The 18,588-nt window shown below is 28.0% G+C and carries 17 protein-coding genes; 8 read left to right on the top strand and 9 right to left on the bottom strand.

From position 1 onward, the window contains the following. Window positions 1–43: 43 nt before the first annotated feature. From H612_RS0103935 to H612_RS10370, 4 genes are all read left to right on the top strand, one after another. Window positions 44–688: a VTT domain-containing protein gene (locus tag H612_RS0103935; RefSeq protein ID WP_027130270.1), complete on the top strand. Its 645-nt coding sequence runs from the start codon at window positions 44–46 to the stop codon at window positions 686–688. A 102-nt stretch (window positions 689–790) separates the two neighbouring features. Beyond that, on the top strand, window positions 791–5,947 hold the full coding sequence (locus H612_RS0103930; RefSeq protein ID WP_027130269.1) for a DUF4011 domain-containing protein: 5,157 nt from the start codon (window positions 791–793) through the stop codon (window positions 5,945–5,947). Between the two features lie 236 nt (window positions 5,948–6,183). Then, window positions 6,184–7,143 (top strand): Gfo/Idh/MocA family protein, encoded by a 960-nt coding sequence (locus H612_RS0103925; RefSeq protein ID WP_027130268.1) that lies wholly within the window; start codon window positions 6,184–6,186, stop codon window positions 7,141–7,143. A gap of 277 nt (window positions 7,144–7,420) precedes the next feature. Then, on the top strand, window positions 7,421–7,543 hold the full coding sequence (locus tag H612_RS10370; protein ID WP_281170289.1) for a hypothetical protein: 123 nt from the start codon (window positions 7,421–7,423) through the stop codon (window positions 7,541–7,543). A 267-nt stretch (window positions 7,544–7,810) separates the two neighbouring features. Here the strand turns inward: H612_RS10370 and H612_RS0103905 are convergent, their stop codons facing one another. From H612_RS0103905 to H612_RS0103880, 6 genes are all read right to left on the bottom strand, one after another. Beyond that, entirely contained in the window at window positions 7,811–8,200 is a 390-nt protein-coding gene (locus H612_RS0103905) for a hypothetical protein (RefSeq protein ID WP_027130267.1), read from the bottom strand. 2 nt (window positions 8,201–8,202) lie between these two features. Next, window positions 8,203–8,802 (bottom strand): response regulator transcription factor, encoded by a 600-nt coding sequence (locus tag H612_RS0103900; protein ID WP_027130266.1) that lies wholly within the window; start codon window positions 8,800–8,802, stop codon window positions 8,203–8,205. A 12-nt stretch (window positions 8,803–8,814) separates the two neighbouring features. Then, complete coding sequence (locus tag H612_RS0103895) at window positions 8,815–9,906, bottom strand: sensor histidine kinase (RefSeq protein ID WP_027130265.1); 1,092 nt, start codon at window positions 9,904–9,906, stop codon at window positions 8,815–8,817. Window positions 9,907–9,981: 75 nt separating this feature from the next. Next, window positions 9,982–10,722 carry an ABC transporter permease gene (locus H612_RS0103890; RefSeq protein WP_027130264.1) on the bottom strand — a complete coding sequence of 247 codons (741 nt, stop codon included), beginning with the start codon at window positions 10,720–10,722 and terminating at the stop codon, window positions 9,982–9,984. 15 nt (window positions 10,723–10,737) lie between these two features. Further along, window positions 10,738–11,625 (bottom strand): ABC transporter ATP-binding protein, encoded by an 888-nt coding sequence (locus H612_RS0103885; protein WP_027130263.1) that lies wholly within the window; start codon window positions 11,623–11,625, stop codon window positions 10,738–10,740. 375 nt (window positions 11,626–12,000) lie between these two features. After that, the gene (locus H612_RS0103880; RefSeq protein ID WP_027130262.1) at window positions 12,001–12,600 is read right to left on the bottom strand and encodes an NAD(P)H-binding protein; all 600 of its coding nucleotides are present in this window, start codon (window positions 12,598–12,600) and stop codon (window positions 12,001–12,003) included. A 142-nt stretch (window positions 12,601–12,742) separates the two neighbouring features. On the opposite strand from H612_RS0103880, the gene H612_RS0103875 reads away from it, so the two are divergent. From H612_RS0103875 to pflA, 4 genes are all read left to right on the top strand, one after another. After that, window positions 12,743–13,591 carry a patatin-like phospholipase family protein gene (locus H612_RS0103875; protein ID WP_027130261.1) on the top strand — a complete coding sequence of 283 codons (849 nt, stop codon included), beginning with the start codon at window positions 12,743–12,745 and terminating at the stop codon, window positions 13,589–13,591. 26 nt (window positions 13,592–13,617) lie between these two features. After that, a complete protein-coding gene (gene msrB, locus H612_RS0103870) occupies window positions 13,618–14,100 on the top strand; it encodes a peptide-methionine (R)-S-oxide reductase MsrB (protein WP_027130260.1) in 483 nt (160 codons plus the stop codon). A gap of 435 nt (window positions 14,101–14,535) precedes the next feature. Then, the gene (gene pflB, locus H612_RS0103865) at window positions 14,536–16,776 is read left to right on the top strand and encodes a formate C-acetyltransferase (RefSeq protein WP_027130259.1); all 2,241 of its coding nucleotides are present in this window, start codon (window positions 14,536–14,538) and stop codon (window positions 16,774–16,776) included. A 122-nt stretch (window positions 16,777–16,898) separates the two neighbouring features. Beyond that, window positions 16,899–17,696 carry a pyruvate formate-lyase-activating protein gene (gene pflA, locus H612_RS0103860; protein ID WP_051210133.1) on the top strand — a complete coding sequence of 266 codons (798 nt, stop codon included), beginning with the start codon at window positions 16,899–16,901 and terminating at the stop codon, window positions 17,694–17,696. A gap of 68 nt (window positions 17,697–17,764) precedes the next feature. Here the strand turns inward: pflA and H612_RS09905 are convergent, their stop codons facing one another. The 3 genes from H612_RS09905 to H612_RS10365 form a co-directional block, all read right to left on the bottom strand. Next, a complete protein-coding gene (locus H612_RS09905; RefSeq protein ID WP_245570448.1) occupies window positions 17,765–17,938 on the bottom strand; it encodes a transposase in 174 nt (57 codons plus the stop codon). A gap of 37 nt (window positions 17,939–17,975) precedes the next feature. Then, the gene (locus H612_RS09900; protein ID WP_156882787.1) at window positions 17,976–18,122 is read right to left on the bottom strand and encodes a hypothetical protein; all 147 of its coding nucleotides are present in this window, start codon (window positions 18,120–18,122) and stop codon (window positions 17,976–17,978) included. 323 nt (window positions 18,123–18,445) lie between these two features. Further along, window positions 18,446–18,586 carry a TipC family immunity protein gene (locus tag H612_RS10365; RefSeq protein WP_281170290.1) on the bottom strand — a complete coding sequence of 47 codons (141 nt, stop codon included), beginning with the start codon at window positions 18,584–18,586 and terminating at the stop codon, window positions 18,446–18,448. Window positions 18,587–18,588: the final 2 nt, after the last annotated feature.

The following is an 18,588-nucleotide window of genomic DNA, read 5'->3' as shown; positions in this document are numbered from 1 at the left end:
CTGTGTTATAATCTAATTTATATTTGATTACAGGAGGAATAATGTGGATACGATTAAATTTTTAATTGATTTTGTATTGCATATTGACAAACATCTAGGAGAACTTATGAATCAACATGGACCTTGGTGGATGTATGGAATAATATTTTTAATAATATTTATAGAAACAGGTGTGGTATTTATGCCGTTTTTACCTGGAGATTCGTTACTATTTGCAAGTGGTGCATTATGGGCAGCAACAGGAAACAACATATTTTTATTATTGCTGTTATGTATAACTGCAGCTGTTGTAGGAGATAATTGCAACTACTTTATAGGTAGAAATTTTTCGGATTATTTAAAGAGCAGAGCATGGTTTAAAAAATTTGTATCAGATGAAAATATAAAAGATGCAGAAAACTTTGTAGCAAAACATGGAGGAAAGTCTATTTTCTTAGCAAGGTTTTTTCCTATTATTCGTACGATAGTTCCCTTTATAGTTGGTGCAGGGAAAATGGAATATAAAAAATTTAGGACTATAGACTTTTTTGGTGGATTGTGTTGGTGTACGTTATTTATTTCGGTAGGTTATTTCTTTGGAAATTTTGAAATAGTTAAAAATAATTTTTCACTTGTAGTAGTGGCTATAATTATCATAAGCTTAGTTCCATTAATCATTGGGGCTATTAAATCTAGAAAAAAAGCATAGATAAATAAAAACTTTATTAAACAATTATTGTTTAATAAAGTTTTTTAATATTTAGACATAATATGATATAATCAACATAAATATAACTAAAGGAGAAATGTGATGAAGGAGAATAATAATCTTGTTTATCCTGAATTAAAAAAGAAATTTGTTATAGAAAATGAGAGTATAGGCGTAGTCAGTTACTCTTTTATAAAGAGTAACTTTCCTTTAATAAGAAGTATAAGGTTAATAAACAACAGTAAAGAAAAAATTGAAAATTTGAAACTGGATATAAGTTTTGATTTTGAGTATATTTCTAATTATACAAAGATAATAGATAGCTTAGATTCTGGAGAGATATTAGAAGTAGAACCGGAATTAGAAATAAGTTATAGGGAATTATTTGATTTAACAGAGACAATAACTGATAGGATGATAATAGAAGTTAAATCAGAAAATGAAGAATTAAATGTAAGAGAGATTAGCGACTTGCCAATTTTGCCTACGAATTATTGGGTAGGTAGAATATATCCCGAGAGTATAGCTAGTTTCGTACTTCCTAATATACCAAAAGTTGTAGAATTACTACCACGTGTATCACAAATATTAAAAGAAAATACTGGGAATAATTCTATAACTGGATATCAAACAGGAGATAAAAATAGGGTACGTGAACAGATGGCTGCTATATATTCTGCAATATATGAACAGAATATTTTTTATGCAGAAATTCCAGCAGGATTTGATACTATCGGACAGAGAGTGAGAACTCCAGAAGAGGTTTTATCAGCAAAAATGGGAAATTGTATAGAGATGTCTACTCTATATGCATCAGTTGCAGAAGCATGTGGATTAAATCCGATTATTCTTGTAGTAGATGGTCATGCATTTGTCGGAGTTTGGTTAGAAGAAAATACTTTTGATATAAATCGCATTGAACAAAAATCGGAAATAGAAAAAAGAATAGCGACAGGTATTAATGATATTGAGATACTTGAATCAACTTATCTTAACAGTAATTCTGATAAAACATTTGAGCAAGCCGTAAGAAAAGGTCTGGGGAACCTAGAAGATTTGAAATTTTCTTATGCAATAGATATAAAAAGAACACACTTTTTTGGTATACGACCTATGCCAATTAAAGTTTTTGATAATGGAGAAATCAAGCTAAAAGATTATGGTTTAGCAGAAGATAGTGAAGAAAAAGGTGTTTTGTTAAAGACAATAGAAGAATACTACTTAGATACTACAGCAAAAAAAGATGTTGATAAAAAAGAAATTTGGATGAAAAATATGTTGGATTTAACTAAAAGAAATTCACTTATTTCTTTCAGACCTAGTTTAAAGAGTATACAAATATTTAATTCAGATATTTCAAAATTAGAAGATGCATTAGCAGATGGAGAAATATTTGATATAAAAGAAGTAGTAAATGATTGGATGTTAAAGAAACAAAAGAACGATATAATTGATATAGAATCGTACAAAGAATTTATTGATAAGATTAGCCAAAATGAATTTAAATCAAAAAGAATAAGAACATTTTTAGAAAAAGATGAATTGGAAAAAACGTTGAAATTTATATATAGAGAAACACAGAGATCAATTGAAGAAACTGGAGCGAGTTCTCTATTTTTGGCTATGGGATTTTTAAAATGGATTGATGATAAAGATTCAAGGGATAATAATGGAGATGTTGTAACTCGTTTAGCCCCACTAGTATTGGTTCCGGTTGAATTAATTAGAAAATCTAATAATAATTATCAATTATCTATAAGAGATGAAGATGCACAAATGAATATTACATTACTTGAATTTCTTAGACAACGATTTAATTTGGTAATATCTGGTTTAAATCCACTGCCAGAAGATGATTCTGGTGTTAATTTACCTTTGATATTTAATTCTATACGAAAAAGGATAATGAACTATAAAGGGTGGACTGTTAATGAAATTGCAGTGTTAGGAAATTTTTCGTTCAGTCAATTTGTCATGTGGAATGATTTGAACTCTAGATTTGAGAAGTTAACAGAAAATAAGGTAGTTAATGCACTAGTTAATGGCCGATATAGAAATTATTCGGAAAAAGAAATAGAGGAAAAAGAATTAGATAATATAAATGTTTCTAATTTAACAATACCATCAAGTATAGATTCTAGTCAGTTGCTTTCAATAATAGAGGCAGCCGGTGGAGAAAGTTTTGTTTTACATGGACCTCCCGGAACAGGGAAATCTCAAACTATTACTAACATGATTGCTAATGCACTTGCTCAGGGACAATCTGTTCTTTTTGTTGCAGAGAAAATGGCAGCATTAAATGTTGTGTATGATAGACTTAGTAAGATAAAACTAAATGATTTTTGTTTGGAGTTGCATTCTAACAAAACACAAAAAAGGGTAGTATTAGAAAAATTAGAAAATAATTTAAATTTACAAAACATTATTGAGACAAAAGAATATGATAGAACTACTAATAAAATTCAAAGTATAAAAGTAGGATTAAATACTATCATAGATGAATTGCATAAAGTGAGAAAAAATGGTTTTTCTATTTATGATATGGTACTTTTATATGAACAGATGAGTGATGTTAGTGCAGTATTTAGTTTTACAGATAATCAATTAAGAGAATTTGATTTAGATAAATGGGAAAATTCACTGGAGATGGTTCGCTATTTGATTGCAGCAGGGGAAAATTTAGGTTATGGTATTGGAGAACATCCGTTAAGGGATTTTAAAAAATCAGGATATGAAATTCATAAAAAAGATGAATTAATAAATTTAATATCAAATTTGGAATTGGATTTATCAAAATTTTTAAAAGAAATTGAACAAAATAGAGAACTGTATCAATTATTAGGTACAAAAAAAGAAAAACTTTATAATAAGTTATCCATGCTAGAAATTAATTATTTGAAAAATCTTGACAGAGATATACTAAAAAAAATAACTGACAAAAAGATACAAGATGTAGTAAAAAGCTATGTTAGCAAAGAAAAAGAATACAATAAAAATAGAATAGAATTATTGCAACGTTATGTAAATAATATTGAAAATATTGAACTAAGAGAAATAAAACAGGCATTCTTGGAAGCTAAAGAAAAATTTTTATTTAAAAATAGAAAGATAAATAAAGCGTTACGCCCATTAAACAGTTATACAAGAAATGATTTTATTGTGACTGGGGAAGTAGCAAATGAAGAGATGGAAAAAATAAATAAATTACAAGAATATTCTATAGAGTGTAAAGATATACTAGAAGATATTATAGGTTTAGACTTGAAAGTTACTGATTCGAAATCCATTTATGAACTATATGAAATTGTAGATATTCTAAATGATAATGAGGATTTGAGTATAGATGATATTTTAGAGTGTATAAAATTACTAAAAGAGTATAAATTAGAAAAATTTAAAGAGATTAAAATTAATCGGGATAAAGTAAATAGCCAAATAGATTTATTGACAAAATTAGTAGGATTGGAAAAAAAAGAATTAAAAGAAGATTATTATAGAAACTTGTTAGATATGTGTTCTATCTGGAAAACTAATATAGATGAGTGGAGAAATTGGTCGAAATTTTGTGAGATTGTGGAAAATCTTGAAAAGGATAATTTAGAAAATATTTCTTCAAATCTGTTTAATAGATTAGAAAATTCTAAATTAGATGAGAAATACGATATAAAATTATTAGAAAAAGAATATTTAAAAAGTATAGCCAAAAGTTTTATAATGTATTTTACAAAAGAAGTATCGGCACTATCAAAATTTAGTGGACTATCAACAAATAAAAAAATCGAGGAGTATAATAGACTCGTAGATAAGTATGAACAATTGAGTCAAGAACAAGTTTTAAGAAAATTACAAGAGCAAATTCCAAATTCAAAATATTGCAGTGATGAAGAGGCAAAACAGTTAGCTAATATAAATAGAATAATTCAAAGTAAGGGAAGAGGAACTTCTATACGAACATTGTTTAAAGAAAATGGTACAGTAATAAAAAAATTAGCACCATGCATGCTTATGAGTCCTTTATCTGTTGCTCAATATATAGATTTAGATTTTCCTAAATTTGACTTGGTTATATTCGATGAAGCCTCACAGATTAAAACTAGTATAGCAGTGGGAGCTATGTCAAGAGCAGAAAACTGTGTTATTGTAGGAGATCCAAAGCAAATGCCACCAACCTCTTTCTTCTCTACTAATAAGGAGGATGAGGATAATCTTCATGTGGAAGATTTAGAAAGTTTGTTGGAAGATTGTTTAGCTGTTAATATGCCACAAAAATATTTGAAATGTCATTACCGTTCACAAAGTGAAAGTTTAATAGCATTTTCAAATCAAATGTATTACAAAAACAAGATGATAACATTCCCGTCTCCAAATGACACAAAATCAAAAGTTAAATTTAACTATGTAAATGATGGGATTTATGATAGAGGAAAAACTAGAACTAATCTGAAAGAGGCAGAAGAAATTGTAAATGAAATAGTGAGAAGATTAACTAGTGAAGATGAGAATAAAAATAGTATAGGGGTGGTTACCTTTAACCTTCCACAACAAATATTAATTGATGATTTACTCCAGGAAAGATTTTCTAAAAATTTAGAATTAGAAAAGATTGCTAATAAGATGCATGAACCGATTTTTATAAAAAATTTAGAAAATGTTCAAGGTGATGAGAGAGATGTTATATTATTTTCTGTTACTTATGGGAAGGATGAAAATGAAAAATTCTATCAGAATTTTGGACCATTAGCTAAAAAAGGAGGATGGCGACGCTTGAATGTTGCAGTTTCACGTGCAAGAAAAGAGATGGTACTATTTTCATCTATAATGTACGATGATATTAAAATAACTGCAAGAACTCAAGAGGGAGTTATAGGATTAAGAAAATTTATCGAATTTGCAAATAAAGGTATGATATCTTTGCCAAATGTAAAAGAGAGTATGGTTAACAAAGGTGATGCTTTGGAAAGACAATTAGCGGAATTTTTAAATAAAAATGGTTATGCTACAAAGCTAAATTTAGGGGCTTCAGATTTTAATATTCCATTAGCAGTGGTTGATCTTAAGAACAATGATAAATATTTATGTGCTATATTGTTAGATAATAATCATTTAAAAAAATTAAGCACTACGAGGGATAAATATAGATTAATTCCTAACGTTTTACAAAGAATGGGATGGAATGTATACAGGATATGGGGCTTAGATTGGTATGAAAATAAAAAACAAGAACAACAAAAATTACTTAAATATTTAAATAGTTTATAAAAAAGAAATTTTTATTTGATTTCATACGAAGATCTTTGTTGATTAATAGATTTTCTTTAAAATAGATAAAAGAATAAAAAATGTTTAATGTTTATTTAACTAACGTTTTTAGTATGTAGATTAGCTAAAATTATATTTTAGCTAATCTATTTTTACGACATTATTATTTGCAGATAATGTTCTTAAAAGCTATAATTATTATAGTATAAAATTTTTTATAATAAAGGAGAATTATAATGAAATTAGGTATTATAGGTGCTGGTTTAATTGTAAAAGATTTTTTATCATTTGCACATGAACTTCCAGAAATTAGTCTTTGTGGTATTGTTGCTAGAAATTTGGAAAACTTAAAGCAATTAAGTAATAGATATGGAATAAAAAAAATATACACAGATATAGATACATGTTTGAATAATAAAGAGATTGATACGATTTATGTGGCAGTTCCAAATAATATGCATTACAATGTGGTGAAAAAAGCACTGGAAGCTAATAAGAATGTTATTTGTGAAAAACCATTTACTCTAATATATGAAGAAGCGGTGGAGTTGTTCGAGCTTGCAGAAAGTAAAGATTTAATTTTGATTGAGGCTATAACTAATCAATATTTGGAAAATTATAAAGAAATAAAAAATAATCTTTCTAAAATTGGAAATGTGAGGTTAATAGAATGCAATTATTCACAACTTTCTTCAAGATATGAGGCTTTTAAAGAAGGGATTATTGCACCAGTTTTTGATAAAAATCAGGGTGGTGGGGTTTTGAGAGATTTGAACATCTATAATATTCATTTTGTAGTAGGGCTTTTTGGGAAACCAGATAATATTAGTTATTATCCAAACATAGTTAAAGATATTGATACCTCAGGTATTTTAGTTTTACAATATAGAGATTTTAAAGCAGTGTGTATTGCAGCAAAAGATACTTTTAATAACAGTTACGTAAATATTCAAGGGGATGGGGGAATAATCAAAGTAATAGGTCCAACAAACGAAGTTCCTAATTATAGTATTCAAACGAAGGATAGTACAATAGAGGATAATAAAAATTCACATGCTCACAGAATGTACGCTGAGTTTAAAAAGTTTGTAGAAATTTTCAGAAATAAAGATTATGAATTTGTTAAAAAACAAAAAGAACATAGTTTAATAGTTATGAGTGTATTAGATAAAGCAATGAAATATCAAATAGTATAAGAAATTAGAAGGTATGGGTAAAAATTATCCATACCTTTTATTTGTGTACGGCAGGCATTTTATGAAAATACTTCAAGTAAAAAGATATAAATTATTATCTGAGAAATTACTTAGTATTGGCTTTGAAATGGCAGAAGAGGGATTAGTTTACTTTGAATAATAATTTTAAAGCAATAATAAAATATAGTGAGGATAGTTTTGAAATAAAAATTTATGATTGCAATTTTAAAGAACTGGAAACTAGCTAATGATACAGGCGAATTAGTAGCTAGTTTACATGAAAGTAGATGAAATTGTTGAACGAATAATAGAAGTTGATTGTGATAATATTTTAAATTATGCAGTAGAAAAATATAAAAGAAAGATAAATAAACTTAAAAAAAGATCAAACCATATGTAGGAGATATGATAAATTGAACAGGAATAGAACTACAAAAGAAAAGATGAAATCGTTAATTTAAAACGTCCAACAGAAGAAATATTATAAATAAATTTAATAAAAATATTTTTCCAGCATATCATATGAATAGAAACATTTGATAAGCATAATTTTAGATGATAATATTTGAAATGAATTTTTTTAAAAGTTATTTGAATTAGTGTGTAAAAAATAATAAATACTCTCCCTTACATCATAATAAATTTTGGGAGAGTATAATAATATATTTTATGAATTTTTAATAGCTTTTGAATAGGCTACAATTAATAAAATTATCTGTGTAGTTACTGTAAGGAATGCATATTTTATAAAAATAGTTGCTAATATTCCTGATATAACGTATAAAATAATAGTTATTATAATTAATACCTTACTGTTTATACTGTTAAATGAAATTATAAAATTAAATATAGTAGAAATAATAATTCCTAAAATATGAAAACTCATAAATGCAATTAACAAACCTATACCTGCACCAGCACTAGGATCACTAGAATGCTGAGCTTTATAAATAGCAGAGAAAATAATACAACAAATAAATATTATGTACACAATAGAGATTGCAAGGGATATTTTAATAAAAATTTTTCCGTTGTTTTTGTTTTGATTTAAATCCATTTTTATATCCAGCCCTCCTCATTTGCTTTTTTAACTGCTTCTGTACGATTTTTGCAATTTAATTTAGTAAGTATATTTGAAATGTAATTCCTTGTAGTACCTTCTGATAAAAATAATTCAGAAGCAATATCTTTATTAGACAAACCACCTTTAATTTTTGTTAATAAAATTATTTCTTGGTTAGATAAAGGGTTAGGATTTGAAAATACACTTTCCATTAATTCTGGAGAGTATTCTTTACGATTAGAAAGAACATTTTCGATGGTTTTCGTAAGTTCTTCAGTAGTTCGATCTTTGAGAACATAAGCATCTACATTATTTTTTACAGCACGTTCAAAATATCCAGTTCTTCTAAATGTCGTAACTATAATTATTTTTGTAGAAATATTTTCTTTTCTAACCCATGCTAATACATCAAGTCCAGTTGCCTCAGGCATTTCTATATCCAAAATAGCAACATCAATATTTTCATTAGCAAGTATATTCATAGCTTCTTTTCCATTTTGTGCTTGCATTACTGTATCTACTTCATCTTCCATAAGAAGAAGTTTTGCCATTGCATCTCTAAGCATACTTTGATCTTCAGCAATAAGTAATTTCATAAAGTGCCTCCTTTACAAGCTTTTTAATATAGTAGCTTGAACGGTTGTAGGCGATTTTTTTGAGATAATTTCGACTTTACCATTCAGTACTTTTATTCTTTCACGAATAGATTTAAGTTCATTACCAGTTAAATTTTCAAAACCTACTCCATTATCAACAGATATAATCTCATATTTATGAGTATCTTCATTTAAAATAATACTGCACTGCGTTGATTTACTATGTTTAATAATATTATTAGCAAATTCTTTTAGTAACATAGTAATTGACCATTCATTAAGTTGAGTGACGGAAGTATCAATATTATTTTTTATTTTACAGTCTATGTTTGCCATAGCCATAATATCTTTTATAATATTTAACTCTTCCTTTATAGTTCTATGTTTCAATTTATTAATTATAGCTCGAGTGTCATCCATAGACTTTTTACTAATTGCACTAATTTCAAGTAATTCTTTTTTTGCAGCATCAATATTGTTTTTCTCTAAAAATTTTTCCGCAAGTTCAGCTTTAAGTTTTAACATCACAAAAACATGCCCAATGCTATCATGGAGGTCACGACTAATTCTATTACGTTCATTTTCGGCTAAGAGTATATTAATATGTTCATTGTGTTTATTACGTTCTTCTTTTAATATACTTTTTTCATATCCTCGTTTTTGGAAAAGATATGTAGCAAGGCAAATAAAATAAAAACAAAACATAATAAGTTTATCACCTATAGAAATACCAAGAATTGCGATGTAAATCATCATATAATTAATAGCGATGAAAAAGCTAATAGTTCTATAGCTGTTATACTTATCATGAAATCTCCATACTAAAAGGTTGCTAAGATAAAAACTAAATAACATATTCATCGGGAACAGTGTAGTAGTCATATAGACAATGTAAAATACTAAATAAAACCATTGAATAAAAATGAGGTATTTATTATTAGTATGTAAGATAGCTAAGTATGAAATTATAGCAAGTATAGTTAGTAGTAATATGTATTTTGGATAATCACCTTGTATCGTATAAACAAAGGGGAAAACAAAAAATACTAGTGAAAGATAAAAAGGATAGTTTTTTTTAAAATCTATACGCAATAAGTTAATCATATAAACCTCCTTAGTACTATATTATATATAATATCATAAAAATATAAGCGTGTGAAGAATATCACACGCTCCAGATTATTTCACTTCGATTTTTCTTTTTATTAGTAGCGTAAGAATAGTGCAGCCGATTCCATATGTAAGAAGAATACTTAGGCTATGGAATGAAAAAATACCTTCTTTTAGATATTTATTTATAAATTCTAATAAATGATATGTTGGAGTTACTTTAGAAATATTCTGTAACCACTCTGGGAAAAGGTAAGTAGGCCACCACAAACCTCCTAGCATTGCTAGTCCTAAATATAGAATATTAGAAAGTAAACTTAATTTTTCGACAGATTTTATTAAGCTAAGCAGTAGACCGATTCCCAAGAAAGTAGTACTCCCAATAATCATTAATATACCGGACATAAACCACTCTTTTGTACTCATATTAACATCACGTAAGAAATGTCCAACAGCAAAAACTACTATTGTTGCCATAACAAATGTTAATAAAATACGAATAAAACGTGCAATGTAATATTCAATTAATTTTATTGGTGAATTATTAATAATGTTTAGATAATTATTTTCCTCATCTTCTCGAATTGACAATGGAAGGGAAAACAGTGCAAAACTAATGCTACTGAATGCAGTCATTGAAATAACCATATCTTTTATAACTTTAGCTTGAAGTTCTGGATTGTCGAATTGTTGCATTCCAGAAAACAATATGAAGAAAATTACAGGGAATCCTAATCCCATAGTGAAATTAGCCAAATTTCTTTTAGTAAAAATAAACTCCATTTTTAATAACATAACGAGATTTTTCATAATAAATGCCCCTCCTTAATTCTCTTTTGTCGTAGTAAAAATACTATCTAACAATGTTCTATTCTGAACTTCTAATTCTTTAAATGTACAACCATTTTGTTTCAATACTTCCCAAATTATATCAGCATCTGTTGTCAGAAAACTAAAACTATCTTTTTTAATTTCTAAGTCATAGATATTTGTAGAATTCTCTAATAATTTCAAATATTTAACAGGGAGAGTAAAATATTTCTCTACTTCTTCTGCACGCATAGCATGAGGAGTGGTGTCACGGATGAGCTCACCTTTGTGAAGAACAAGGATTCTATCAGCTGTATGCTCCACTTCTTCAATGTAATGTGAGGAATAGATTATAGTTATTCCTTGTCGTTTTAAATTACTAATAATTTCCCAAAAACGAATACGGGTAGAAGTATCCATTCCAGCTGTTGGTTCATCCAAAAAAATAATTTTAGGCTTACCTATTAGTGTTAGAATAAAAGATAATAGCCTTCTTTGTCCACCTGATAATTTAGATGCAAAATTATCTTTTTGATTATTATCAAATTGTAGAATTTCGTCTATTTCTTCATTAGTAAGATGATTAGAATAAATATTTTGAATAAAATTAATTAACTCTTTAACTTTTAGTTTTTTCGGGATTTGATTTTCTTGACCAAGTACATTAACATAGTTTTTTAATTCTAAATTAGTAGGATCAAGACCATTAATTGATACATTTCCAGAAGTGGTAAATTTATTACCAAGAAGACAACTCATAAGAGTTGTTTTTCCGGCGCCGTTAGGTCCTATAAGGGCAACGCAATCACCTTCATAAATATCAAAAGAAATATTTTTTAAAATAGCTTTAGATTTTATAGTTTTATTTATCTTACTTACTGAAACGATTTTTTTGTTTGTCATTATTATTACCTCTTAACTTTCTATAATTAAATTATATCAATTTTTATAATAAGATTTCAGTAAATATTGTTATATGAGGATATGACAAATGTCATAAAAAGGGGTAAATGAAAAATCTTAATTTCTCAGAATAAGACTTTTTGTTCACTCCTGCAAACATATATTTATCATATTTTAAGAGGATGAAAAAATATATTATTCTTGAAAAAAATTTCTCAAGAAAACATCAAATTTAAGGAATGCAAGAGTAGATATAAGATTAGTGTAGTTTGAAAATCTTAGTTATTTAATACATGCTCTACTTTTATTATGGAAATTAATATCAAATTATGTAAGATTTTCTCTTTCGATATAACCTACCAAATATTATTAAAATTACTTCATATCATCTAAATTCAAGTATTTAGCATTTGGATTAAATATAATAGTAGAAAAAATTTTTTTAGCAACATGGTCGACAGGTAGAGGATAGACATTTTTGAAAAATTTTATTCCCAAAGATGATAACATTTTAATAGGAAAAATATTAAAGTAAGAAGATATCTTATTTTTTCCGTACATAAGACCAGGCTTAACGATAAGATAATCTAAATTAGAATTTATAATTAGTTTTTCTGCTTCTTTTTTGCTGTTAAGATAATTTTTAAAACCACCTTTTGCAGATAAAAATACTATTTTTTTAATTTTAAATTTATTACATAGAGAAATAGTTTGTTCAACACTTTTAGTGTTAAGTTTTTTTAATAAAGTTTTATCTCTTATAGTACCTATTAGGTGAATAGCAATATCAAACTTTTCTTTTATGTGAATTTTATCTAAAGAAAAAATATCACCCTCAATCCAATTCACATGTGGAGAATAGTCAGATTTAATTTTATTTCTAGAAAGATAGCTAACACTATAATTGCTAAGAATAGCTTCATTAATGAGGCTTTTACCAACAAAACCATTACCACCAATTAAAAGAATATTCATCAAAACCTCCGAGTTTAACTATATTTGAACTAAGTCGTTTAGAATAGTAACATAAATGATGTGGAAAGTAAATTTATTTAATCTCTTTATAAAAGATGGTATAATATAAAAAATTTATTATATTTGGAAGGAGAGAGATTTTATGAGAATAGGATTAGTCTTAGAAGGTGGAGCGATGAGAGGCCTATATACAGCAGGAGTGCTAGATATATTTTTGGAAAATAATATAAAAGTAACGGATGTAGTAGGTGTATCAGCTGGAACTCTATTTGGAGTAAATTATGTATCAAATCAACCTAAACGTGCGTTAAGATATAATTTGAAATATATAAATGATAAAAGATATATGAGTGTAGGCAGCTGGTTGAAAACAGGAAATTTAATAAATAAAGATTTTACGTATTACCGAGTTCCGTTTCAGTTAGATGTCTTTGATAATAAAACATTTAAAAAATCTAAAATCAATTTCTTTGCAACAGTTACTAATATAGAAACCGGAGAAGCAGAATTTATAAAAATAGAAGATGCATTCAAACAGATGGAAACATTACGGGCAACTTCAGCATTGCCATTTATTTCAAAAATAATAGAGGTTAATGGGAAAAAGTATCTTGATGGGGGCATAGCTAATAGTATACCAGTAGATTTTTTTGAAAAACAAAACTTTGACAAAATAATTGTGATATTAACACGACCGATAAGTTATAGAAAGAAGAAAACTTCAAGATTGCAATACAAATTATTTTATAAAAAATATCCACGTTTAGTAGAAAAACTAGAAAATAGATATCAAGATTACAACAGTACAGTAGAAAAAATAATAGAATTAGAAAAGCAAAAAAAATTTTTTGTAATAAGACCTAGTCAAAAAATAATGATAAAACGACTAGAGAAAGATGAAAAAAAATTACAAGAAGTTTATGATTTAGGAACAAAAGATGCAAAAATGATAATGCAAGATTTAAAAGAATATTTAGAAGATGAAATATAAAATTAGAGGGAAAAGGTGATAAAAATATGAATAATAAGGAGATAAAAATAAATAAAAATAACTATAAAAAAAAGACGTTGGAAAAATTAAAAGGAGAACTTACTCCAATAGAATATGCTGTAACAATGGAGAGTGCGACTGAAAGACCATACAGCGGAAAATATTTGAACAGTTTTGAAGAAGGAATATATGTTGATATTACTACAGGAGAACCATTATTTTCTTCAAAAGATAAATTTGAATCACATTGTGGATGGCCAAGTTTTTCGAAACCTATTGAAAAAGAAGTAACTTCATATTATAAGGATAATTCTCATTTAATGGAAAGAATAGAAGTAAGAAGTCGTGTGGGTGATGCACATTTGGGACATGTATTCAATGATGGACCACAAGAATTTGGAGGACTAAGATATTGTATTAATAGTGCAGCACTTAAATTTATAAAGAAAGCAGATATGGAAAAAGAGGGATACGGTTACTTATTATCAATTTTCAATAATAAAAAGTAAGTATTTTTGGGGTATTAAATGATAATATTTATCATTTAGATTTGAAAATATAGTTCTAAAAATTGATAACAAATAAAATAATTTGTAGTATTTTTCTCTAGATAATATACTAACAGTATGATAACAGTTGTATTATTTTTAGAAATAGAGATACGTAAATTAAAAAATTAATATTCTTTGTTTTCTTTGTTTTTTCAATTTATTTACAGAATTATTTCAATAATTTCAATTAATATTTTACTATATATTAATAATATTTAATATTATTTATTGATTTTGTATTAGAACTATAGTTCACAAATTGTACACAATTAGAGTATAAATCATATTGTGTTATATAGCTATTTTGCGGTACACTAAAGATGTAACAAATAGTTTAATTTTTAAATTTATTTATCACAAATATTAATTATAAATTTTTAAGGAGTGAAATATATGACAACAGTTGCAGAAAAAAAAGCATTCGTTGGTGGTAAATGGCAAACAGAAGTAGATTTGGTAGATTTTATTAAATCTAACTACACAGAGTATAGAGGTGATGCTTCTTTCTTGGCTGGGCCTACAGAAAACACTAAAGTGTTAGTAGAAAAATTCAATGACTTAATGCGTCAAGAACGCTTAGCTGGTGGAACATTAGATATGGATACTAGTATTCCTTCAACTATCCTTTCACATGGTCCTGGATATATTGATAAGGATCGTGAGCAAATAGTTGGTTTACAAACTGATAAACCACTTAAACGTGCTTTAATGACTTTTGGTGGTATTAACATGGCTGTAAACAGCTGTAAGGCGTATGGATACGAAGTTGATGAAGAAGTTATTAAAATCTTCACTGATTATCGTAAAACTCACAACCAAGGTGTATTTGATGCATATACTCCAGAAATGCGTTTAGTAAGAAAATCTGGTGTTATTACTGGACTTCCTGATGCGTATGGACGTGGACGTATCATCGGTGACTACCGTCGTGTTGCTTTATATGGTGTTGATAAACTTATTGAGTGGAAAAAAGGTGACTTAGAAAAAATAGGTGCTGATGGTGTTATGACTGAACACGTTATTCGTGATCGTGAAGAAGTTAATGAGCAAATTCGTGCACTAGGTGAGTTAAAAGAAATGGCTAAAATTTATGGTTTTGATATTTCTGAGCCAGCTACTAATGCCAAAGAAGCAGTACAATGGTTGTACTTCGGATACTTAGCAGCAATCAAACAACAAAATGGTGCAGCTATGAGTATTGGTAACATTGCTACATTCTTAGATATTTACATTGAAAGAGATTTACAAGACGGAACAATAAATGAATCAGAAGCACAAGAATTAATTGACCACTTAGTATTAAAATTACGTTGTGTTAAATTTGCTCGTACTCCAGAATACAATCAATTATTCTCAGGAGACCCAATTTGGGCTACGCTTATCGTTGGTGAAATGTTAGATAGCGAAAAATCATTAGTTACAAAAACAGATTTCCGTTTCATTCACACATTGGACAACATGGGTAATTCACCAGAACCTAACTTAACTATTCTTTGGTCAACTAAGTTACCAACTGGATTTAAAGAATTCTGTGCTGAATCTTCAATCAACCACAGTGCAATTCAATACGAAAGTGATGAATTATTGGCAGATTTCTTAGGTACTTGTGATAAATCAATCGCATGTTGCGTAAGTGGTATGACTACTGGTAAAGATATGCAATTCTTTGGGGCACGTGCTAATTTAGCAAAAGCATTATTATACACAATTAATGGTGGACGTGACGAAAAATCTGGTGATCAAGTAGGACCAAAAACTGAACCAATGCGTGGTGTATTAAATTATGATGAGGTTTGGGCTAAATTTGATGTATTCATGGATTGGTTATGTAAATTATACATCAATACATTAAATGTTATTCACTACATGCATGATAAATATTCTTACGAAAGTTTAGAAATGGCATTACATGATACTAACGTAAGAAGATTCATGGCGACTGGTATCGCAGGGTTCTCAGTAGCGGTAGATAGCTTGTCAGCTATTAAATATGCGAAAGTTACTCCAATTGAAGATGAAACTGGATTAGCAGTTGATTACAAAATAGAAGGTGAATTCCCAACATTTGGTAACAATGATGATCGTGCAGATGAAATTGCAGTTGAATTACTAAAAACATTTATGAATAAATTGAAACAACATCCAACTTACCGTGCAGATGAAACAACAACATCTATCTTAACTATTACTTCTAACGTAGTTTATGGTAAGAAAACTGGTAACACTCCAGATGGACGTCGTGCAGGTGAACCATTCTCTCCAGGGGCAAACCCAATGAATGGACGTGACCAAAGTGGTGCTTTAGCTTGCTTAAGTTCAGTAGCAAAATTACCATATGAATACAGTCGTGACGGAATCAGTTTAACAGCTGCATTTACACCAAGTTCATTAGGCAAAACAAAACAAGATCAAATTAAAAACTTGACAGCAATGATGGATGGATACTTCAAACAAGGTGGATACCACTTAAATACTAACGTATTTAATAAAGAAACATTACTTAAAGTAATAGAATCACCAGAAGATTATCCAAACTTCACTATCCGTGTATCAGGATACGCAGTACGTCTAATTAGTTTAACTCCAGAACAACAACGAGATGTATTAAGTCGTACAATGCATCAATTTATGTAATTAAATAGTTAGATAGTATAAAAGGAGGGGGCTTTTTAGCCCCCGCTTTTTAATTAAAAATATTTTATTATTTTCAAAAAATGTTATATAATGTATATATATGGTAAAGGAGGGAGTCGTGTATGGAAATTACAAAAGAAAAATTTATAACTACAGAAGAAAATTCGGTATTGACAGCTAATGTTCATTCTATAGAGACATTTGGAAATGTAGATGGGCCTGGTATAAGATATGTAGTGTTTTTTCAAGGATGTATGCTAAGATGTAAATATTGTCATAATCCTGATACATGGAGAATGCACAATCCTGATGCCAAAGTTATGACTGTTGAGCAACTTACAAAAGAAATAGTAAAATATAGAAATTTCTTCGAAGCAAGTGAAGGTGGGGGAGTAACCGTAAGTGGTGGTGAGTCATTACTTCAAATAGATTTTATTTTAGAGCTATTTAGAAAGTTAAAAGAGATAGGAATAAATACTTGTGTTGATACTTGTGGTGGATTTTATGTAAATACTCCTACTATGAATAAAAAAATATTAGAATTGATTTCTTTGACAGATTTATTTTTAGTAGATATTAAACATATTGATGATGTGCACCATATCAAATTGACGAAGAGAACAAATAAAAATATAATTCAATTCACAAAGTTTTTAAGTGAACATGGTGCAAAAATGTGGATAAGACATGTATTAGTTCCAAAATGGACAGACGATGATTATTACCTGCAAAAGTTAAGGGAGTTTATTGATACATTAGATGGGGTTGAAAGGGTAGAAGTTTTACCTTATCATGATATGGCAAAATTTAAGTATAAAGAATTAGGAATAGAATACGAGATAGATGATATAAAACCACCAACTAAAGATAGAATAAAAAATGCTATTGACATTTTAGGGGCAAGAGATGATTTAAGTTGATAAATCAAAATTCCCAAAAACTGGCTCTTTAACGAATGAGAGGGATAGGGAAAATTTTAAAAAATGTGTTAGGCGAGTTTAAAACGCTTAGCACGTTTTTCTTTTCTCTTAATATTCTTATTTTTATTATAGTTGACAAACAATCTCGACATAACTAAAATACGTAATCTAAAATGATAAAAGCTAAAGTAACCATAAGAAATACGTTTAAGCAGCTTAATCTTATTGTTAAAGCTGATCATTAGAAAATACATATCTAACCCTATTAAACAATATACCTTATGTTTTTTTCATAGTTTTAACAGCCTTAGCGACACCACTAGATACCCTTGTAGTATCTTCATCAATTAATTTTTCAAGTTCAGTTACATTTCTATCTTTTATAGCCTTTCTAATCTCTTGAGTATGTTCAAACTGTAACTGCATTTGAACTCCTCATCAACAGCCAATATAGTCTAACTTCAGTTTTAGAGTTAGGTTTCCTTTATGTTCTTTCTTTGATTTCATATGTATTATTGTTAAAGTTTTTTTAAAAAAATCAATATCAGAAGTATAAAGTTTGACACGAATACCAATTATGTAGTAAGTCAAAAGTTATCACAATTTGAAATGGCTGTAGTTTTTAGACATGTATAACAGTCAGTTTTTTTGGTGGTTTTACAGAATTTGATTTTGTTCGTTAAGAAATAGTCAATTTGGGAGAAAAAATAATCGTAACCTTGTGTTTAAGGTTACGACTAATTAATGTATTATTTTAAAAATTCATCTTTCTCGATAGTGAATTTTCCCATATTATCTTTAGAATATGAACTACCACTATAGTTTTTCCAATCAGTCAAGACGGTGTCCAATAATTCATCTGATTTTTTCTGTAAGTATTCTTTTGAGATAT

The organism is Gemella cuniculi DSM 15828, from assembly GCF_000425665.1.
Classification (GTDB): Bacteria; Bacillota; Bacilli; order Staphylococcales; family Gemellaceae; genus Gemella; species Gemella cuniculi.
This window is presented reverse-complemented; position numbering and strand designations above follow the sequence as displayed.